20 protein-coding genes are annotated in these 19923 nt (G+C 37.3%); 7 read left to right on the forward strand and 13 right to left on the reverse strand.

Features of this window, described 5'->3' with window-relative positions:
• Positions 1–61: 61 nt before the first annotated feature.
• Positions 62–1054 (reverse strand): LacI family DNA-binding transcriptional regulator, encoded by a 993-nt coding sequence (locus tag GQR44_RS17980; protein ID WP_166373062.1) that lies wholly within the window; start codon positions 1052–1054, stop codon positions 62–64.
• 272 nt (positions 1055–1326) lie between these two features.
• Between GQR44_RS17980 and GQR44_RS17985 the strand changes: the two genes are divergently transcribed.
• From GQR44_RS17985 to GQR44_RS18010, 6 genes are all read left to right on the forward strand, one after another.
• Positions 1327–2385 (forward strand): sugar phosphate isomerase/epimerase, encoded by a 1059-nt coding sequence (locus GQR44_RS17985; RefSeq protein WP_166373063.1) that lies wholly within the window; start codon positions 1327–1329, stop codon positions 2383–2385.
• Between the two features lie 13 nt (positions 2386–2398).
• Positions 2399–3559, forward strand: a complete 1161-nt coding sequence (locus GQR44_RS17990) for a Gfo/Idh/MocA family oxidoreductase (RefSeq protein WP_166373064.1) — start codon at positions 2399–2401, stop codon at positions 3557–3559.
• On the forward strand, positions 3552–5078 hold the full coding sequence (locus tag GQR44_RS17995; RefSeq protein WP_166373065.1) for a sugar ABC transporter ATP-binding protein: 1527 nt from the start codon (positions 3552–3554) through the stop codon (positions 5076–5078). Before GQR44_RS17990 ends, GQR44_RS17995 begins: the two co-directional genes overlap by 8 nt.
• 28 nt (positions 5079–5106) lie before the next feature.
• On the forward strand, positions 5107–6102 hold the full coding sequence (locus GQR44_RS18000) for an ABC transporter permease (RefSeq protein ID WP_166373066.1): 996 nt from the start codon (positions 5107–5109) through the stop codon (positions 6100–6102).
• Positions 6103–6217: 115 nt separating this feature from the next.
• The gene (locus GQR44_RS18005) at positions 6218–7192 is read left to right on the forward strand and encodes a substrate-binding domain-containing protein (protein WP_166373067.1); all 975 of its coding nucleotides are present in this window, start codon (positions 6218–6220) and stop codon (positions 7190–7192) included.
• 334 nt (positions 7193–7526) lie between these two features.
• Entirely contained in the window at positions 7527–7736 is a 210-nt protein-coding gene (locus GQR44_RS18010; protein ID WP_166373068.1) for a DUF3565 domain-containing protein, read from the forward strand.
• 40 nt (positions 7737–7776) lie between these two features.
• Here GQR44_RS18010 and GQR44_RS18015 read toward each other — a convergent pair whose 3' ends face one another.
• From GQR44_RS18015 to nrdR, 8 genes are all read right to left on the reverse strand, one after another.
• Positions 7777–8673 carry a DMT family transporter gene (locus tag GQR44_RS18015; protein ID WP_166373069.1) on the reverse strand — a complete coding sequence of 299 codons (897 nt, stop codon included), beginning with the start codon at positions 8671–8673 and terminating at the stop codon, positions 7777–7779.
• A gap of 160 nt (positions 8674–8833) precedes the next feature.
• Entirely contained in the window at positions 8834–9553 is a 720-nt protein-coding gene (locus GQR44_RS18020; protein WP_166373070.1) for a DUF445 family protein, read from the reverse strand.
• Between the two features lie 221 nt (positions 9554–9774).
• On the reverse strand, positions 9775–10203 hold the full coding sequence (gene nusB / locus GQR44_RS18025; protein WP_166373085.1) for a transcription antitermination factor NusB: 429 nt from the start codon (positions 10201–10203) through the stop codon (positions 9775–9777).
• Between the two features lie 5 nt (positions 10204–10208).
• Complete coding sequence (ribE, locus tag GQR44_RS18030; protein WP_166373071.1) at positions 10209–10676, reverse strand: 6,7-dimethyl-8-ribityllumazine synthase; 468 nt, start codon at positions 10674–10676, stop codon at positions 10209–10211.
• 63 nt (positions 10677–10739) lie between these two features.
• Positions 10740–11846: a bifunctional 3,4-dihydroxy-2-butanone-4-phosphate synthase/GTP cyclohydrolase II gene (ribBA, locus tag GQR44_RS18035; protein ID WP_166373072.1), complete on the reverse strand. Its 1107-nt coding sequence runs from the start codon at positions 11844–11846 to the stop codon at positions 10740–10742.
• Positions 11847–11869: 23 nt separating this feature from the next.
• A complete protein-coding gene (locus tag GQR44_RS18040) occupies positions 11870–12532 on the reverse strand; it encodes a riboflavin synthase (protein ID WP_166373073.1) in 663 nt (220 codons plus the stop codon).
• Between the two features lies 1 nt (position 12533).
• Complete coding sequence (gene ribD / locus GQR44_RS18045) at positions 12534–13715, reverse strand: bifunctional diaminohydroxyphosphoribosylaminopyrimidine deaminase/5-amino-6-(5-phosphoribosylamino)uracil reductase RibD (RefSeq protein ID WP_166373074.1); 1182 nt, start codon at positions 13713–13715, stop codon at positions 12534–12536.
• 87 nt (positions 13716–13802) lie between these two features.
• Entirely contained in the window at positions 13803–14258 is a 456-nt protein-coding gene (nrdR, locus tag GQR44_RS18050) for a transcriptional regulator NrdR (protein WP_166373075.1), read from the reverse strand.
• 318 nt (positions 14259–14576) lie between these two features.
• Between nrdR and msrA the strand changes: the two genes are divergently transcribed.
• Positions 14577–15116, forward strand: coding sequence for a peptide-methionine (S)-S-oxide reductase MsrA (gene msrA / locus GQR44_RS18055; protein ID WP_166373076.1), 540 nt, complete (start codon positions 14577–14579; stop codon positions 15114–15116).
• 148 nt (positions 15117–15264) lie between these two features.
• On the opposite strand, the gene GQR44_RS18060 is transcribed toward msrA, so the two are convergent.
• From GQR44_RS18060 to GQR44_RS18075, 4 genes are read right to left on the reverse strand one after another with little or no spacing between them, the layout of a single operon-like run.
• On the reverse strand, positions 15265–17205 hold the full coding sequence (locus tag GQR44_RS18060; RefSeq protein WP_166373077.1) for an EAL domain-containing protein: 1941 nt from the start codon (positions 17203–17205) through the stop codon (positions 15265–15267).
• 7 nt (positions 17206–17212) lie between these two features.
• Positions 17213–17905 (reverse strand): transglutaminase-like cysteine peptidase, encoded by a 693-nt coding sequence (locus GQR44_RS18065; protein ID WP_166373078.1) that lies wholly within the window; start codon positions 17903–17905, stop codon positions 17213–17215.
• Positions 17906–17916: 11 nt separating this feature from the next.
• Positions 17917–18522, reverse strand: coding sequence for an OmpA family protein (locus GQR44_RS18070; RefSeq protein WP_166373079.1), 606 nt, complete (start codon positions 18520–18522; stop codon positions 17917–17919).
• Complete coding sequence (locus tag GQR44_RS18075) at positions 18509–19909, reverse strand: TolC family outer membrane protein (RefSeq protein WP_166373080.1); 1401 nt, start codon at positions 19907–19909, stop codon at positions 18509–18511. Before GQR44_RS18075 ends, GQR44_RS18070 begins: the two co-directional genes overlap by 14 nt.
• Positions 19910–19923: the final 14 nt, after the last annotated feature.

Below are 19923 nucleotides of genomic sequence, written 5' to 3' on the forward strand. Positions count from 1 at the left end.
AAGGAGGCTCAAAAAGTAAAGCTTTAGGCGTTACTTTTTAATAACAGATAAGTCGAAAGTATTATTTTTCGCTATAGGATGCAGTACTACTTCGTACTAACAGTTGTGTTGGTAATATTGTATCTTGGGCTGCTTTCTCATCAAATAGCACATGCAATAGGGTTTGCATTGCTGTTTTTCCTATTTGCAACTGTGGTTGCTGTATCGTCGTTAATTGAGGCGTTGTATATTGGGCAAAAGGCAGATCATCAAAACCGATAATGGACAATTTTTCCGGTACGTTCAATCCGACTTCAAAAGCAGCACGCATCGCGCCCAATGCCATCATGTCATTAAAACAAAATAAAGCAGTCATTTTATATTGTTTATATAAACGATGAAATGCGCTGTAACCCGAGTGAAAACTAAAATCCCCACTATCAATGGCTAATTCATCGAGTTCAAGTGAAGCATTTTCTAAACTTTGTCGATAGCCATTTTTACGGGCAACACAAATCGGATTGTCCATTGGCCCTGTTATGCAAGCAATGCGCTTATGCCCAATATCCAATAAATAATCTATTGCATTTTTTGATGCCGTGTAATTATCTATTCGAACGGTTGGGACCGGGAAATTCTCAAAATATTCACAGGCCATAACAATAGGAATGTTAATCCCCTCTTTCACTTCTTCAGGGAGCTCAGACGTTAACGAAATAATGCCATCAGCTTGTTTGGTTTTAACTAAATCGATATACGCATTGGCTTGCTCTACGGCATGTACTGAATCCCCAAGCAAAACTTTATAGTCATTCTTTTTGGCAATAATTTGAATGCCTCGAACAATGTCAGCAAAAAACTGATTAGCAATATCAGGCAGAATAACGATCACCGTTTTAGATTCACAACGCCTTAAATTTCTAGCACTAACATTGGGTGAGAATCCACATTCAAGCATTGCTGATTGTACTTTTTTTCTTGTTTTTTCTGATACTTTTTCAGGATGTGTCATCGCACGGGAAACCGTTGCGGTTGATACTCCAGCAAGTTTAGCGACATCTTTTACATTTGCCATAAAAGCCCTTAGGTAGAATTTTTTAAAGGTACAAAAAACAAAAAACATTCTTTTGTTACATTAATTGTAACGGACAAATATTACCTCAAAAACCTTCATAAAGCTAAAACCAAAAAACAATAAAAATAAAGCATTGATAAATAATATATTTTTTAAATAAACCGATTCAACCTCAAATTTTACAGACTGTTTTTTGTACAAGCAATATAGTTTTCGTTACATTAATCCAACAAAAAATGTAATCGATTACATTAATAACAAGGAGTGACAACATGAAAACAATCCAAGGCCCAGCTTTGTTTTTAGCGCAATTTGTATCAGACCAAGCCCCTTTTAATAACCTAGAAAACATTGCGACTTGGGCAAGTGGTATTGGTTATAAGGGTTTACAAATACCCACTTGGGATAAACGCTTATTTGACCTTGAAAGAGCTGCAAATGATCTTGCTTACTGCCAACAAATACAAGATTTATTAGCTGGGCTTGATCTTCAAATAACTGAATTATCGACCCATGTTCAAGGTCAATTGGTTGCTGTACATCCAGCTTATGATGAAATTTTTGATAGCTTTGCACCGACCGAGTTTCATGGCGATCCGGTTGCTCGTCAAAAATGGGCTGTGGAGCAATTAATGTTTGCTGCAAAAGCCTCTAAAAACTTGGGATTAACAGCACATGCCACTTTTTCAGGATCATTGCTATGGCCTTATATATACCCCTGGCCACAACGCCCAGAAGGGTTAATTGAAACTGGCTTTAAAGCGCTAGGAGAACGCTGGTTACCTATTTTAGATGCGTTTGATCAAGCTGGTGTTGACCTTTGTTACGAAATACACCCGGGTGAAGACCTACATGACGGTATCAGTTTCGAGATGTTCTTAGATGTTGTTGATCAACATCCTCGCGCTAGTATTTTGTATGACCCAAGCCATTTTGTACTGCAACAACTTGATTACCTTTCCTTTATTGATAAATACCACGAACGAATTCGTATGTTCCATGTAAAAGATGCTGAGTTTAACCCTACAGCACAACAGGGAGTTTACGGTGGTTTCCAAAGTTGGGTTGAACGTGCTGGACGTTTTCGCTCTTTAGGAGATGGGCAAGTTGATTTCTCAGCCATTTTTTCAAAGTTAGCGCAATATAACTTCTCAGGATGGGCAGTTGTTGAATGGGAGTGTTGCTTAAAACATCCAGAGGTAGGTGCACAGCAAGGCGTTGAGTTTGTGAAAAGTAAAATGATCACTGTTACCGATAAAGCTTTTGATGACTTTGCAGGTAGTGAGCCTGATACAGAAATGAATTCACGCATTCTTGGTTTAACGCAATAAAGAAGAGGTCAACATGAAACGCTTAAAATTAGGTATGGTCGGTGGCGGCACAGGTGCATTTATTGGTGCAGTGCATCGTATTGCAGCAAGAATAGATGATCGCTTTGAGTTAGTTGCTGGTGCATTAAGTTCAAATCCAGAAACGGCCAAACAATCAGCCAAAGAATTAAATATTAAAGAAGACAGAGCTTACACGTCATACACACAGATGGTCGAGCAAGAAAGCCAAAGAGAAGATGGTATCAATGCAGTCGCCATCGTGACTCCCAATTTTTTGCACTACCCTATCGCAAAAAGTTTTTTAGCCGCAGGCATAAATGTCATTTGTGATAAACCAATGACCTGCACATTAGAAGAAGCACTGAGTTTACAGGAAATTGCACAACAAAGTGGCTGCATATTTGTATTAACTCATAACTACAGTGCTTACCCATTGGTGCGTCAAGCTAAACAGTTAGTGACTGATGGAGCGCTTGGTCCGTTACGCTTAGTACAGGTTGAATACGTCCAAGACTGGTTATCAACAGCGACTGAATTAGAAGGAAATAAACAAGCAGAATGGAGAAGCGACCCTAAACGCAATGGGCCTGGTGGTTGTTTAGGCGATATTGCGACCCATGCTTTTAATTTAGCCTCCTTTATTAGTGGTTTAAAACTGAATCAAGTAAGCGCGGATTTAAATACCTTTGTTGAGGGTAGAAAGCTAGACGATAACGTCAATGCAATGCTGCGTTTTGAAAAAAATGTAAAAGGTATGTTGTGGTCTTCACAGGTTGCACCGGGTAATGAAAATGGACTCAGAATTCGTATTTATGGCGAAAAAGCCGGTATTGAATGGGCACAGGAAAATCCAAACCAATTGTTATTTAGCCCACTTGGTGGCGCTAAACAAATAATTACCAGAGCAGGAGCCACCTATACTGGTGCTCCTCATTTAGTACGCACACCAGGTGGCCATCCAGAAGGTTATCTTGAGGGTTTTGCTAATATTTATTATGAAGCTGCAGACCTCATTCTCGCTCAGCTTGCTGGTGAAAATACCATGCAATTACAACAAGCGAGTTTACTGCCTGGCACTCAGGAAGGTGTGGAAGGTTTGCGTTTCATTGAAGCAGTTATTGCATCTTCTGAACAAGATGGAAAATGGATTGCAATGGAGCCAGTACATGAATAAAACGCTGAATGAACCCATCTTACGCCTAGAAAATATCCGTAAGTCATTTTCGGGAGTACAAGTTTTACATGGTATAGACGTGACAATTAATAGTGGCGAAGTATTGGGTATTCTTGGTGAAAATGGTGCGGGTAAATCAACGTTACTTAAAGTGATTAGTGGTTTACATCAAGCTACATCGGGTAGCGTGTACCTTGATCAAAAACAGATACATATTAAAAATCCTGCTGTTGCTAAAAAATATGGGATCGCGATGATCCCACAAGAATTTAACCTTGTTTCCACTCTCAATGTTTTTGAGAATGTATTTCTTGGACAAGAACTTAAACAAGGCCGTTTTCTTGATAAAAACAAAATGCGCGAACGTACCCAAGCATTACTTAATCAACTTGAAACCCATTTAGATCCCGACGCTTTAATTGAGACATTAAGTGTTGCTGAGAAGCAGATGGTTGAAATAGCTAAAGCCTTGGTACACGACGTGCGTATATTGATCATGGATGAACCAACCACTGTATTAACCAACCAAGAGGTGGCGGTATTATTTAGGCTAATTGACAAGCTTAAAGCGCAAGGTGTCACCATTGTATTTATTTCTCATAAGCTAAAAGAAGTGAAATTGTTGTGCGACCGATTAATGATTTTACGAGATGGGCATTTAGTTTCAATTGAGCCGGTAGCAGGCTTAAATGAGCAAGAAATGGCCTCTAAAATGGTTGGGCGAGAGCTTAATCAAATTTTTCCTGAGCATTCACAAGCCAGCACCGAAATAGCCTTGCAAGTTGAACAACTTAGTATTAACAACCTGCTTCATAATATTGAATTTAAAGTACATCGTGGTGAAATTTTAGGTTTTGCAGGTTTGATTGGAAGTGGTCGAACTGAAATGGCGGAAGCGATTATGGGCTTGCGTAAAAAAAATAGTGGTAAGGTAAAAATATTTAACCAAAATGTCACCATTCATGCCGCTAAAGACGCTGTAAAACATGGACTTGCTTACCTCAGCGAAGATAGACAAGGCAGTGGTTTAATTATGAATTTTAACCTGCCAGAAAATATTAGTTTGATTTCTTTGAAAAAATATATCAAAGGATTTATTCAACATAAAAAAACCACAGAGTCTGCCGCTCGATATAGTGAACAGTTTGCCATTAAGGCCCCTTCTTTAGATAGCGAATTACAATATCTAAGCGGTGGCAATCAGCAAAAAGTTTACCTCGCAAAATGGATGGATACAGATCCTGAAATTTTGATTTTAGATGAGCCCACTCGTGGGGTAGACATTAATACCAAAAAAGACATTTATCATTTTATCCACTCCTTAACCGAACAAGGCAAAGCCGTGATTATCATTTCATCTGAGATGGAGGAATTGATCGGACTGTCACATCGTATTTTAGTCATTCGAGAAGGAAAAATTGCCGGAGAGTTAGTAGGCAAAGAGATTGAAGAGCAAAAAATAATGTTTTTAGCCGCGGGCGTTAATGACAAAACACCTCGAATGGAACCAATATTATGAGCGAAACAACTGAATTAGGAAAAATAAAATGACCAATAAAATTGTAAGTGAAACAGCAATACAACCCTCTGCTTTATCTAGGTGGATAAAGTCAATTAGTTTAACCAGTATGGCTCCTCTAATTGCACTGATTGTTTTATTGATTCTCAGCGCCATGGTGAGTGATCATTTTTTAATTCCGCGGAACTTAACCAATGTGTTAAGACAAGTATCCTATACAGGCATCATTGCGTTGGGTATGACCTTTCTGATCATTGCCGGAGGAATTGACCTCTCTGTTGGCTCAATGTTGGCATTAGTTGGGGTGCTAGTGATTATGATCCTAAACCATCTTGGCGATGGATGGATGGCAGTGATGATTGCAATTAGTGCTGCAATGGCATTAGGTGCATTTTTTGGTGCAATTAATGGTTGGTTAACTACAAAAGGAAAAATAACCGCCTTTGTAGCCACGTTAGCAACCATGTCTATTTTCCGTTCTTTTACATTATACATCAGTGATGCCGGAGAAATGGTATCGCGAAACAATCTCTATTCAGACGTTGGAACAGGATATTTTCTTGGTTTACCCGTGCCAGTATGGGTATTTCTCATTCTAGCGATTATTGGCCATATATTACTTCGTCATACCGCCTATGGACGACACCTTTGTGCCGTCGGTTCTAATCCAAAAGTAGCCAGTTATTCTGCTATTAATGTATCAAAAGTCTATTTTTTAAGTTTTATTATTTTAGGTTTTACCGTTGGTATATCTGCAGTGATGTTGTCATCTCGCCTCAACTCTATCAGCCCCGGTGATGCGGGCCTATTTTACGAGTTAGACGCGATTGCTGCGGTCGTTATCGGTGGTACAGCACTATCCGGCGGAAAAGGCACTATTTGGGGTACGGTTATCGGCGCGATTATTTTAGGGATAATCAATAACATGCTTAACCTTTCGGGTGTTTCCCCCTACTTACAAGGTGCGGTAAAAGGCTTTGTGATCTTAATAGCCGTTTTAATGCAATACAAACGAGCACAATAAATTTACATATTTATACAACATTATAAAACACTGTTTTTTTAATAGTTCGCTTTTAAGAAATCTTTTTTAAAAGCAATTAAAAAAGCAACATACTACAAACCAAGGAGAGCTAACAATGAACTTATTTAAAAAAATGGGCAAATTAGCATTAGGTGCCATTCTATTAACCACTTTTGCCAGTCAATCAGCAATTGCAGCTAAATATAAGGTAGGTGTTTCTGTTCCATCAGCAGATCATGGATGGACGGCAGGACTACTATGGTGGGCGAATAAAGCGGTTGCAGACTTTAAAAAGTCAGATGATGATGTCGAATTCTATGTCGTTGCGGCAAGCTCTGGTTCAAAACAAGTGGGTGATGTTGAAGATTTAATGATCCGCGGTATTGATGCTTTAGTTATTCTACCACTTAATCCAGCAACGTTACAAAATGTCATTAATGAAGCTTATGACAGTGATATCTATACTGTTGTAGTTGACCGAGAACTAGAAACACCGAGCCAAAATGTATTTATTGCAGGTGATAATGCAGGCCTAGGCACAGTGAGTGGTAAATGGTTAGCTAAAGAGTTAAAAGAAAAAGGTAACATTGTGGTGATTGAAGGTATGCCTATTCCGATTAACAAGCAACGTGTAGATGCATTCGATGCAGAAATTGCTAAGCATAAAGGTATTAAAATACTTGATAGCCAAACAGCTGATTGGTCCACTCAAAAAGCATTAGCAGTAATGGAAAATTTTCTACAAAAGCATCCTAAAATTGATGCAGTATGGTGTCAAGATGACGATATGTTAAAAGGTGTTTTACAAGCAATCAAAGAATCTGGTCGTACTGATATCAAAACAGTATTAGGTGGCGCTGGTTCAAAAGATATCTACAAAATGATTAAAGACAATAACCCTGTTGTTCGTGCATCAGTTACTTACCCACCGAGCATGGTTGCTTCAGGTATTGCATTAGCGGTAGCTGGTTTGAAAAATGAGAAAGTAGGGAAAATGTATCATACGTCTCCATCTCGAGTGATCCTTGCAGCTGAGCTCGTTGATAAACATAACGTAGATGCATTTTATACGCCTGAGTCAGCTTATTAATTTACCCGCTCTAAAAGTAAAATATAGCGAGCTTAAGTAAAGATTATTTACTCGTACTATGATGCCCTCTTCTATTCAACTTGAATTTAAGGGGGCATTTTTGTATTAAAAAATGCAAATATATAATCCCCTGATATATGCGCTATGACGAAACTAGATTTTGGCATAACTAGGTCTTGGCATAAATAGATTTTGGTTAAGCTAACTTGTATATCGCTAATCCAGCGCAAGAAAAGGTTCAAAAGATCAGCAATAGAAAACATGCATGACGTAATAAAAATAGCCCCCTGCTATGTTAAAATTTCTGCTGTATCTAATAAATGGATTTGGCTTCATGAAACAAAAAATTACGGCTTATCATAAAGATCACGAAGAGCATTGGGTTGCACAGTTAGTCTGTGGCCATTTTCAACATGTTAGGCATAATCCTCCCTGGACGGTTCGATTATGGGTAACCACCACACAGGGTCGAAAATCGATGATCGGGCACCAATTAAATTGTGTCAAATGTGACAGCGGCACTGAAAAAGATCAGCGTGATTAAATCCATTAAGTAAAACAAAGAGAGGATCATACTTCCTCGATTATTTCACCGCTACAGATGCTTTTAATGATGGATTTTTAATTACTAAAAGAATGCCGCTCAAAATCATCATACTGGATATAACAAACACCAATGACACGGATTCACCAAGGAAGACAAAGCCTGCAATGGCAGCTAATACAGGCACTAATAATTGTACAACAGCTGCAACGTTATGACGTAATGACGTTAATGCTTGGTACCACAATAAATACCCTAGCGCAGAGGCAAATACACCAGATAAAACAGCATATAGCACTCCCTCTATTGTTAACTGCGTAGTCTCAATATTAATAAGTGCAAAAATGAATAGGAATGGCAAAGTACGGAAAAAATTAAAAATGGTATCAGCACTTGGGTCAGTACTTTTTTTACCTGCTAAAGTATAAAAAGCCCAGCTTATACCAGACATACACATCAATATAAATGCAATTAAAGAAGGGCTGGACATTTGTGGTGCTAATAAATAAATAAAACCAGCAACGGCTAGAATTAAACCTAATAACTCTCCACGACTTAATAGGTGCCCTTTAAATAAACGTGTTACCAACATGGTGACTTGCACTGTAGCGAATAATACTAAGGCCCCCGTTGCGGTATCTAACTGAATATAGGCGTATGAAAATGTTAGTGCATAAATAAACAACCAAATTGCATTAATCCAACTACCTGTACTTTTTTTGTTAATAACGCCCTGCTTTGCGACTTTTTTTAAATCAATAAAAAAATGCTTAACAGCAAGGAAAATAGCTAAGAAAATGCAACCAGAAAACAATCGGATCACAGTAAAGCTACCTGCATCGATTTGGTTATCACCGAGAGCTAATCGACAAAAAACGGAATTAGCAGCAAAAGCTAATAATGCTAACGTGGTTAAAACAAAAGTATTATTAAACATAACAGGCTTATTCCCATGAAATATAAAAATAAAGCCTGCGTAAAACAGGCTTTAAAAGTAGTATTTTTTATAATCGATTTGCATTAACCGATACTATTTTATTTATTAACTAAGTTAATTTAATGATGGCTAAAATACGCCGTTTAAAAAAAGATCAGCTTTAAGCGACGATAAGTGCACTCACTAAACCAATCAAACCACCAAATACACCGCCCCATACAACTAACCAACCTAAGTGTTTTTTGATCATTGCTTGAATGATCTCTTTCACTAATTGTGGCGTCAGTTCATTCAAACGCTGCTCTATTATTTTTTCTATTTTAGCTAAAATATCTTGCATCATATCTGGTTGTTCAATTTCAGTTTTTAATAGTTCGATAAATTTTTCATCGTTAGTTAAATCGATTATTGATGTTTTCATATGTTTGATAAAAGGTTCTCTTAATGGTTTCAATGCTTCTTCACCACCAAACATATCTAACATAGCACCAAATGAGGAGTCCATAATCACTTTTATTAAACCGTCATAGGTTGGGTTTAAGTCCACTTTTTCGATCACGGGTTGTAGATTGAGTTGTGCAGGCGAAAAACTACCAGCAGATAAAAAACGATCCACATTTTCTGCAGTAAAGAATTGCGTCATCATTAAACTTCTAATCCCTGACTTAAATTCTTCAAAGTGAGCGGGTACAACACCTGAACCATATAAGAATGGAACTTTTTCAAACAACATAAATATAGCAAGCCAGTTGGTTAAGGCTCCCGATAGCGCAAACAATCCCACCATAATTAATATAGCTGCAATTTCAGTTTCACCCAGTACAAACCCAAAACCTAAGATTAATGCTGCAATTAGGTTAGTGGCTAAACTCTTGTTCATCTCTGTTCCTTGTTTTAGTTATTGTTTTGGTTATTTTCATGACTGTTAATTTTAAAATTTTGTGTTTTTTAATCGGGCAATTAAATAGACTAAAGACTAATCTAAAACGGCACTTTTTACTTGAATCTAAGAGCCCATAAAATTAATTATCCATTTTTTATCGAAAAAAAATCCAGTTATAAATAACTGGATTTTATTATCATTACACATAATCACTGTAATTATTTTGAGATTTCTTCACGTAACTTTAAGCTACGAAGTGCTTTATCTAACACACCGTTAACAAATTTGTATGACTCATCGGTTGCAAAATCTTTTGCTAATTCGATCGCTTCATTTAGTACCACTTTAGGCGGCACATCAGTACGGTAAGTTAACTCAAACATCGCTAAACGTAATACGGCAATATCAACCATATCAACATCGTCAATTTTACGAGATAGGTACGGAGAAAGTTTTTCATCTAATGATTCAACTCTCTGTACAACACCCATCAACAATTCTTTAAAGTAAGGAACGTCAGCTTTTGACATATCTTGATCAACAGAGAATTGTTCAATAATTTGTGACACACCTGTTTGCGTGATTTGCCATTGATAAATAGCTTGCACAGCAAACTGACGAGCACGACGACGTTCAGCAGGTTTCATTTTCATTATCCTAATTCCGCCATCACATTAACCATTTCTAATGCGCTTAAAGCAGCTTCGCTACCTTTGTTACCCATTTTAGTTCCCGCACGCTCAATTGCTTGATCAATTGAGTCTGTTGATAAAACGCCAAATGCAACAGGAATATCGTTATCTAACGATACAGTTGCTAGGCCTTTATTACATTCGTTAACCACTAATTCAAAGTGCGGTGTACCACCACGGATAACACAACCCAATGCAACAATAGCATCAAACTTTTTAGATGTAGCAGCACGTTTAGCTACTAATGGCAGCTCAACAGCACCCGGTACTCGAATCACTGTGATGTTCTCATCAGCAACTTGACCTGTACGTTTAAGGGTATCAACTGCGCCAGCAAGTAACTGCTCATTAATAAAGCTGTTAAAGCGAGAGATTACGATTGCGATTTTAGCTTGTGGAGCGGCTAAGCCACCTTCAATTATTTTCATTTTCTACCCTTATTACAAAATTTTTGTGCATTCTAACACAGTTTATTTCTATACTGACACTGTTTATTCGGTGATGTATTCAACCACTTCTAGTCCAAATCCAGATAATGCATGGTACTTTTTCTGCGAACTAAACAAAGCCATTTTTTGCACGCCTAAATCACGTAAAATTTGCGAGCCAACACCGACGCGGCGACTTGCACCTTGTGCTTTAGCGGCAATACGTTCACCGGCATCTTCTTGTTGAATATTTTTAATTTGTTCGATCAATGATTCTGCCGTTTCTTGGTGTCCTAACATCACTAACACTCCACCATCTTTGGCTAAACGCGCCAAAGCACTATGCATTGGCCAAGTGCGAGGACTTAAACGATCAGAAAAGAAGTTATCAGCAAATGTATTTTGTAAATGAACACGCACATTAGTAATGGCATCGCTTTTTACTTCACCATTAACTAGCGCAAAATGTACTTGTTTGTCGATAGTATCTTGATAAGCGACCAAATCAAATTCACCAAATTCAGTCGGTAATTTACATTCGCTAACACGTTCAATGGTCGTTTCATTGTTGTTACGGTATTCAATTAAATCAGCAACTGTGCCAAGCTTAATATTATGTTGCTTAGCAAAAACTTCCAAGTCAGCACGACGCGCCATGCTGCCATCTTCATTTAAGATTTCAACAATCACGCCAGCAGGTTCACGCCCCGCAAGACGAGCTAAATCACAACCAGCTTCAGTATGTCCGGCACGAGTTAACACACCACCTTCTTGTGCTTTAAGCGGGAATATATGGCCAGGCATCACGATATCTGTCGGTTTTGCATCTTTACCAATAGCGGCTAATACAGTCACTGCGCGGTCTGCAGCAGAAATACCCGTTGTCACGCCTTCCGCAGCTTCAATAGAAACCGTAAAGTTAGTTGAAAATGCAGCCGTATTATCTTCTACCATTAATGGTAACTTTAATTTTTCACAACGAGCTTCTGTCAGTGTTAAACAAATCAAACCACGACCATATTTTGCCATGAAGTTAATTGCTTCAGGCGTTACTAGGTCCGCAGCCATGATCAAATCACCTTCATTTTCACGGTCTTCGTCATCCATTAGGATAACCATTTTGCCTAAGCGAATATCTTCGATGATTTCTGCAGTTGTATTTAACTTCATTTTTGTTCCTTAAACCTTATGAATTAACCCATGAACCCGCTTTTTGCTAGCAGTTCCATTGTCGACTGTTGTTTTTTATTTGTGTCAGCAGCATGTTCGCCTAATACTAAACGTTCTAGATAACGTGCAATCACATCCACTTCTAAATTAACACGACTGCCAACAGCATAATGTTGCATCGTGGTTTGACTGATAGTATGAGGGATGATGGTTAATTTAAAACTAGCGCCATCGACATCATTTGTTGTAAGACTGATCCCATCAACGGTAATCGAGCCTTTTTTAGCAATATATTTAGCCAAATCATCGGGTGCTTTGATCCAATATTCAACTGCATTGCCTAATGGAGAAATAGACGTTATTTCCCCAACCCCATCAACATGACCACTCACAATATGACCACCAAAACGGTCATTCATTTGCATGGCTTTTTCGAGGTTGACCACAAATCCGGGTTGAATATTTGCAAAGCCACTTAATCGAATAGTTTCATGCGAGACATCCGCATCAAATGAGCTTTCACCTAAACGTGTTACGGTTAAGCAAACACCATTATTGGAAATACTATCACCGAGTTTGACGTCGTTCATATCTAACTCGCCAGCATGCACGGTGATAGTCATATCTTTTTCATTATTTTTAATTGCAGTGATTTTGCCCACTGCTGCAATAATGCCTGTAAACATATTATTCTCGATGGTTAATCAGACGAATATCATCACCTATCTGCATCACAGAGTGTAATTTAAGGGTAATAATTTCGTTCATCGTGGAAAAGTTAGGTAAGTTTACTAAGTTTCTGCTTTGATCGCCCATTAATTTTGTCGCTTGATAGAGAATAAATTCATCAACCAGCTCTTTTTTGAACAATTCGCCAGCTAAAGTTGCACCAGCTTCCACCCATAGGTCATTAATTTCATATTCGTTTAACAAAATCATTAACGCATTAAGGTCGATACGTTGATGATTGTCTGCGCTGCAAATAACTTGCTCGACTTCCGCCACACAATTTTTGAATGCACTGCTATCTCGAGTTTGTAACGACACTAATAAAACTTTACCGGGTAAGTTAAATAATTTTTCTTGTAATGTACATTGGTTATTAGAATCTAAAATAATGCGTATCGGTTGGCGCAGATTAGCTTCACTCATTAATTCGCTATTAAAAGCAGGACTGGCTAAAAGCTCTTGATAACGCACATTCAAACTAGGATCATCGGCTAACACAGTATTTATACCTGTTAAAATAGCGCTTTGCTGTGCACGATAATATTGCACATCTGCTCTTGCATCTGGACCTGTAATCCATTGGCTAAGCCCATTTTTCAATGCTGTTTTACCGTCTAGACTTGACGCCATTTTTACAGTTATTCTTGGACGTTTATATTTCATTCGAGTAATAAAGCCTAAATTTAACTGCTCAGCCTCTTTGGTTAACAACCCCACATCGACTTTAATCCCCGCTTCTTGTAATAAGGCAATACCACGCCCAGCAACTTTAGGGTTAGGATCAACCATTGCAACTACAACACGTTTAACACCCGCTTTAACTAATGCTAAAGCGCATGGAGGCGTTCGTCCAAAATGCGAGCAAGGCTCTAGGGTGACATAACACGTAGCACCAATAGATTGTTGTTTGGCAATTGCTAACGCATTTACTTCAGCGTGACCAGACCCCGCTTTGTGATGCAATCCCTCACCAACGATCTTGTTCTCTTTAACAATCACACACCCTACATTTGGGTTAGGAGAAGTAGTGAATCTACCACGTTCAGCAAGTGCGATGGCACGTTGCATATATTTTTCATCAAGCTCGGTAAATAGCATTTTATTAGTACTTTTATTGATTTTAATAATTAATTCATTCATTAATCGGAACAATTAACGTGCTGTATCTTCGACAAACAGTCAATAATCTTAAGCTTTATTGGCAATGTTCATGCTTTATTTATGCTTTCATTTATTGGTATCTAATCTAGCAATTTCTTCACCAAATTCTTTAACGTCTTCAAAAGCACGATAGACCGAAGCAAAACGAATGTAAGCAACTTTATCTAAGCTTTTAAGTAAATCCATCACTAATTCGCCGACCATTTTGGAAGGTATTTCACGCTCGCCAGTTGCGCGCAATGTTGATTTTAATTTATTCACTGCACTTTCTACCGCTTCAATACTAACCGGACGCTTTTCTAGTGCGATATTTATACCCACAAGCAGTTTTTCTTCATTAAATGGTTCACGACTGCCATCTGATTTAATCAAACGCGGCATGATAAGTTCCGCTAATTCAAAAGTAGTGAATCTTTCATTACACTCATTACATAAACGACGACGACGAACTTGAGAGCCTTCAGAAACAAGACGTGAATCAATAACTTTTGTATCTTGGGCATTACAAAAAGGACAAAACATAGTGTTTTTCTCTGTTCAATAAACGACGAAATGATAATTTAACATATTTCGATCCCTATAATGATGAGAGCATTAAGCAAGCGCTCACATTAAGGCTTAAAATAGGCGCTTAAGTTAACATATTTATACTCTACGATGGCAGTTTATAAAGTATATTTTATGTTAAAAAGTGATATCTATTTGTTCTAACAGAGGTTAACGTTATGATAGATATTCATAAATTGATCATTTAGACTGTACTTTATATAAGTTTATTCATATGAATGTTAACTAGGTCTAAAATTTACATTGTTTGGTTTTAAAAAATAAGGAAGCACAATGACACAACAAAATATGATAATCGGTGGAGGATGTTTCTGGTGTGTTGAAGCAGCTTTTAATCAAGTAAAAGGTGTTACAAGTGCCATTTCAGGATATACCGGCGGCCAAAGAGAAACAGCAGATTATGAAACAGTTTGTTCAGGTGCAACGGGACATGTAGAAGTGGTTAAGGTCACTTTCGATAGTGAGCAGATTAGTTACTCACAATTATTAAACTTATTTTTTAGCGTACACGATGCAACACAGGTTAATCGTCAAGGTAATGATACCGGTACACAATACCGCTCTGCTATATTTTATTGCAATGAAGAACAGCAACAAATAGCGCAGGCATTAGTTGAGCAAATTAATGAGCAACAGTTATTTGATAAAGATATAGTAACAAGCGTAGAGCCTCTTGAGACTTTTTATGCGGCAGAAGATTATCACCAAGGATATTATTTAAAAAATCCTGAGCAAGGTTATTGTATGGCAGTGGTTGCACCTAAGTTTCAAAAATTTAAAGCGCAACATGCACAATTAATGAAAGAATCATAACTGATTAATCCAGCTGTTATTTACAGAGTCTATTTTATAAAAAAGGGTTAAATAGTTTACTCACTATTTAACCCTTTTTTGCTTTAGCATTCTGATAAAACACTTAGTTTGAAAAGAATACTTGTTTTGAAAGAATACTGGTTAAGTGTTAATTCACATCACTAGGTGCAATAATGAAACCTTGATAACCCGTTGCTTGTAACTCACTGACCCGTTCTAGCTGTTCGTAATCTTCAACTGCTGTAATGATTACATCCACACCAGAACCGAGCGCAGTGTTAATTACTGCACGCGTTAATACAAGTCGCTGTGTCAGGTCTCCTACATCCATTTCGTTACTCATATCACATGACAGTGATTGATCTAGTTTTACATAGTTTGGTTTAATATTTTGTAAGTAAGATAGTGACGCCATCTCTCTTCCATAGTGGTCAATACCAATTTGCGCTCCCACTTCTTTAATTAAATTAGCAAAGTGAATACTCTGTTCAGGGTGATTTAAAATAGCATCCTCTTGAATTTCAAAATAAAAACGACTTTGATCGGGTTGTGCTTTCAAAAATCCTTTTAACCAACTATGAAATTGCAAATCAAGCACGCTGTCATGCGTAATATTAATGGCTACTTTCTTATTACTAGACTTCATTGTAGGGTTTTCAACAATGGCTTCAATTAAAGATTTATCAAACTGGCTGCCTAGCTCTAACTGCTCTATGTAAGGCATAAATTTAGCGGCACGTATCTGTTTATCATCAATAGTAATAATACTGTAAATTTCATGATGCAAAATTTTGTCATTTGTAAATGAAACAGAAGGATGCCATTTAAATTTTAGCGATTTATTGGCAATGGCCTCTTTTAAATGAGTGTGCCATTGCGTTAATGTCATATCTTGTTTAACAACACTCTCGTACCAATGACTCACTTTTGATTCATTTAAAGCATGTTGTAACGCATTATCTGCGTTCGCTAATAATTCAGAAGCCGTTATGTCATCAGTACGAATCGCACCACCAATGGCAAATTGCTCCTCACCATCATAATTTGCATTCTGCATGGCTTCGCTAATTAAGCGAGATACTTTTTGCAAATAGACATTTAGTTGCGGTTGAGATGCTTTAGTGACTAGAAATACAAACTCTCGATTAGAGATACGAGCAATAAAGCTTGGGCATACCGCAGGTAAAGTCTGTTGCATTTCTTTGGCTAAAATTTGGATCGTATTATCTCTAACTTGATACCCAAATTGATCATAAATTGTTTCTAACCAATCTAACCTTGCGATTAATAAACCGCCATAACCGGGATCTTTAATCCAACTTGCAAGTTGTGAATTGAGATATAAACGATTGGGTAATTGCGAAACAGTATCGGTTAATTTTCCTTTTTTTAAGGTAACCACTTCTTTATCTAACTGTGAAAACACTGCTTGTAATTGACCAGACATACTATTGATCGCTAGTACAACTTCTTTAAGCTCTGTTGTTTCAGGGATTGCTAAATTAGGTTGAAATTCTCGTTTTGCAATCAGTTTAGCTTGATCTGCGACACGATGTAATGGTGCAAGAATACGTTTTAAACGAAGATTTAAAATAATTAAAGAGACAAAAAAGATAACTGCTAATGCAATTAATGTATCGCACATTACTTTCCATAATTGGCTATAACCAATCGCTGGATTTGCTTCTAAATTTAATGTTGCCAGTTGGATCCAGCCATTAGTAATAACACTCTCAGTGCTTTGTGACTCAAATAAATTTAGGTTTAAAAACCACTGTGGTACGCCTGCTACTTTAATTGGATTTTCCCATACTTGCGTTTTATTTGTTTCTAACCAAGTCAGGCTAACTTTTTTATAAAATCCACCTTCAAAAATAACATTAATCACAGTTTCAGCAGAGGCAACATCTCCTGTTTCAAGGTGTGGTTTCAACATTAATGTAAGTGCATTAGTTGTATTATTTAAGTCCGACGCTATTTGACTATCCATAAATGTTTTTGTTTGGGTAAACTGAAAATACGCCAAACTCGTTGCTACTAGTAAGAACAGCCCTAGTAATAATGAGTTGATCTGATTAAACAGTGTCATAAATAAGTTACTCCATTGATGTAACAGGTTGCTTTAATTGATTAAGTCCCATGCGATGATTTAAATCATTCCATCGTTTGAGTCTACTGGGTTTCCCTGCCACACGGCCTTGTCTTTTTTCATTGTTTAACCATAACTGTTTACCGTTAAAGCTATACACAGGGATTAAATCTTGACGCTCACTTGCTTTTTTTATACGCCCATCGATGTTATCTAAAATTAATGGTTCCGCAGTTGGATGTTTATAATAAGCCACAACCATATGGTATTGGTTAAGCGTTAAGGATTTAACCATGACGATACGTAGTTTATCGTCTGCAACTCCTACAGCCAATAAACTAAAATACTTTGCTAACGCAAAATCTTCACAGTCCCCCGCATTGGCACCTATAAACTCTACGGGTGTTGCCCAATAATTACTTTCACCCCACAGTTTTTGATCCGTTGTAAACTGTAGTTGATTAAAAAAACGGTTAGTACTAATTAATTTTTGTTGTTCATCTTTATATTGCTTATTAAGAACTTTTAACCATGCGGAACCACGCTTTGCCGCACGTTCTCCATAGTTCTTTTGCAATACAGAGATCAACTTTTTGGTATCTATATTTATCGGAATGCTTGCATATAGGTAAACACTACTCATATATACAAACAAACCAATAAAGAATATTTTTTTTAATAAACCATATTTACTATGCATTTAGTTCATAATTATTGCTCACGATGATCAACGGTATAAATAGTCCATTTCATATCTACAATATCTGCTGCACCATCTATCTCAGCAACAATACGTCTATTTTGAGCATTCACATATTCATCATTACCTTCAAACAGAAGTTGCTCAAATCCTAAACCAACCGTGCTGATTCTATTTTTATCAACGCCATATTGATTAACTAATATGTTTTTAACTGCGTCAGCACGCTTTAAAGAGAGTTGTTTATTATGTTGCGCACTACCTACAATACTGGTGTGCCCTTCAATCATCACAGTAATCGAAGAATACTCTTTCATTAAATCTGCTAATGTTTTGATTTCTGCATAATATTTACCATCAACAAATGCAGAGTCATTATCAAAATTTACCAACAGTTTCACACGTACTTTTTCAAGGTTATCTGTACTGCAACCGTCATTATTCACTTCTGCACCGAGTGCTGTAGCAGGGCATTTATCACGAGCAGATATAATGCCATCACCTTCCAGGTCCGATAAATCATAAGCTTGTACAGTAGGTTCCGGTGTCATTTCAATAATATTAGATGAACAGCCACTCACTAATATAGCGGCAGCAAATAGACTAATTATTTTCATTGTATACACCTCCTTCAAATTGTTCTTCACCTTGCCAAGTTGCAGGACGAGTCACTCGCAACGAGTCTAATAATTTCCCCATTGAATGCAATACACGATATTGAGCTATTATTTCGGAAAACTCGGCGTCTAAAAAGTCACGTCTCGCTTGATATAGTTCATTTTCGGTATCTAATAAGTCTAATAAACTACGTTGGCCTATTTTAAACTGTTCTTTATAATCAGCCTGTGTATCTTTAGAAGCAATAACGTGTAGTTTGATATATTTCTTTTGTAAATTTAATTGCTCAAATGCATCCCAAGATAAAATAAAACCTTCTTTTACTTCACGATGTGCTGTCATATTTAACGCTTTAGCTTCATTAATTCTGTAAGCCGTTTCTTTTGCATAAGCGAGGTCTTTACCGCCTGAAAACAAATTATATTTAAAACGAAGCATCGCCGTGACATCATTATTATTACCACCAACATCTCCACTAGTGTAATTACCATCAACACCATCAACGTTATCATTAAAATTAGCATCAATTTCAAATGTGACTTCAGGGTAATAGGTTGATTTAGCACTATCGTATTGTGCATGTGCAGATTGTATATCGTTGCTTGCAGCCCATACTGAGGGATGATTTTTAAACGCTATTTCGAGGCCTTCATCGCGAGTAGCGGGTAACATGCTGCGATCTGGAAAAGGAATAACAAGATTTTCTGGAGTTTGATCAATGAGACGATAAAACTTAGTTTTGCTGTCTAAATAATTGTTTTTAGCAGCAATCAAATTTGATTGTGCCTTCGCTAAACGCCCATTAATCTGAGATAAATCCGCCTTACTACTAAAACCAGATTCAGTACGTTCTTTAATTTGGTCATAAATTTCAACGTGCGACTGTAAGTTTTTTTCTGATAAAGAAACCAATTCTTCAGACTCAATAAGCTCCAAATAGACTTTAGTTATCTCTAATGCAATATCTTCAGCAATTGAATGTAAACGCCATTGTTCTGCACTCGTTGCATAACTTGTGCGATCCACTTCACTACTGGTACGAAAACCGGTAAATAAGTTTTGTTTTAAACTTAAGCCCAATTCACGTCTTGTTAAGTTCTCAGGATCATCATTTGTGTCATTTCTGGTGCTTGGACTATCGGTATACTCATAACCAATTCCACCAGTTACGTCTAAAGTCGGTAAATAACCCGCTTCCGCTTGATCCACTTGTTTCTCTGCTGCTTTAAATCGAGTGAAAGCAGCTCTAATTTCAGGATGAGTATCTAAAGTATGAGCAACTGCTTGCTCTAATGATTGACTTTGCACCGACAAAGGTAACAATGCCAAAGAACTAAAAGCGATTAATACTGCTTTATTTGCTATTCCACGTTTTAATGGTTTCATTCTCTCTCCATGAG

The organism is Psychromonas sp. SA13A (assembly GCF_011378715.1).
Lineage (GTDB): Bacteria > Pseudomonadota > Gammaproteobacteria > Enterobacterales > Psychromonadaceae > Psychromonas.

Excerpts from the sequence above, each read along its gene's own strand:
- GQR44_RS18040 (WP_166373073.1), bottom strand. The coding sequence starts at position 12,532 with ATGTTTACAGGCATTATTGCAGCAGTGGGCAAAATCACTGCAATTAAA.
- nusB (WP_166373085.1), bottom strand. The coding sequence starts at position 10,203 with ATGAAACCTGCTGAACGTCGTCGTGCTCGTCAGTTTGCTGTGCAAGCT.
- ribD (WP_166373074.1), bottom strand. The coding sequence starts at position 13,715 with ATGAATGAATTAATTATTAAAATCAATAAAAGTACTAATAAAATGCTA.
- GQR44_RS18060 (WP_166373077.1), bottom strand. The coding sequence starts at position 17,205 with ATGACACTGTTTAATCAGATCAACTCATTATTACTAGGGCTGTTCTTA.
- GQR44_RS18005 (WP_166373067.1), top strand. The coding sequence starts at position 6,218 with ATGAACTTATTTAAAAAAATGGGCAAATTAGCATTAGGTGCCATTCTA.
- GQR44_RS17985 (WP_166373063.1), top strand. The coding sequence starts at position 1,327 with ATGAAAACAATCCAAGGCCCAGCTTTGTTTTTAGCGCAATTTGTATCA.
- ribE (WP_166373071.1), bottom strand. The coding sequence starts at position 10,676 with ATGAAAATAATTGAAGGTGGCTTAGCCGCTCCACAAGCTAAAATCGCA.
- GQR44_RS17990 (WP_166373064.1), top strand. The coding sequence starts at position 2,399 with ATGAAACGCTTAAAATTAGGTATGGTCGGTGGCGGCACAGGTGCATTT.
- ribBA (WP_166373072.1), bottom strand. The coding sequence starts at position 11,846 with ATGAAGTTAAATACAACTGCAGAAATCATCGAAGATATTCGCTTAGGC.
- GQR44_RS18000 (WP_166373066.1), top strand. The coding sequence starts at position 5,107 with ATGACCAATAAAATTGTAAGTGAAACAGCAATACAACCCTCTGCTTTA.
- GQR44_RS18010 (WP_166373068.1), top strand. The coding sequence starts at position 7,527 with ATGAAACAAAAAATTACGGCTTATCATAAAGATCACGAAGAGCATTGG.
- GQR44_RS18075 (WP_166373080.1), bottom strand. The coding sequence starts at position 19,909 with ATGAAACCATTAAAACGTGGAATAGCAAATAAAGCAGTATTAATCGCT.
- GQR44_RS18065 (WP_166373078.1), bottom strand. The coding sequence starts at position 17,905 with ATGCATAGTAAATATGGTTTATTAAAAAAAATATTCTTTATTGGTTTG.
- nrdR (WP_166373075.1), bottom strand. The coding sequence starts at position 14,258 with ATGTTTTGTCCTTTTTGTAATGCCCAAGATACAAAAGTTATTGATTCA.
- GQR44_RS18070 (WP_166373079.1), bottom strand. The coding sequence starts at position 18,522 with ATGAAAATAATTAGTCTATTTGCTGCCGCTATATTAGTGAGTGGCTGT.
- GQR44_RS17995 (WP_166373065.1), top strand. The coding sequence starts at position 3,552 with ATGAATAAAACGCTGAATGAACCCATCTTACGCCTAGAAAATATCCGT.
- msrA (WP_166373076.1), top strand. The coding sequence starts at position 14,577 with ATGACACAACAAAATATGATAATCGGTGGAGGATGTTTCTGGTGTGTT.
- GQR44_RS18020 (WP_166373070.1), bottom strand. The coding sequence starts at position 9,553 with ATGAACAAGAGTTTAGCCACTAACCTAATTGCAGCATTAATCTTAGGT.
- GQR44_RS18015 (WP_166373069.1), bottom strand. The coding sequence starts at position 8,673 with ATGTTTAATAATACTTTTGTTTTAACCACGTTAGCATTATTAGCTTTT.
- GQR44_RS17980 (WP_166373062.1), bottom strand. The coding sequence starts at position 1,054 with ATGGCAAATGTAAAAGATGTCGCTAAACTTGCTGGAGTATCAACCGCA.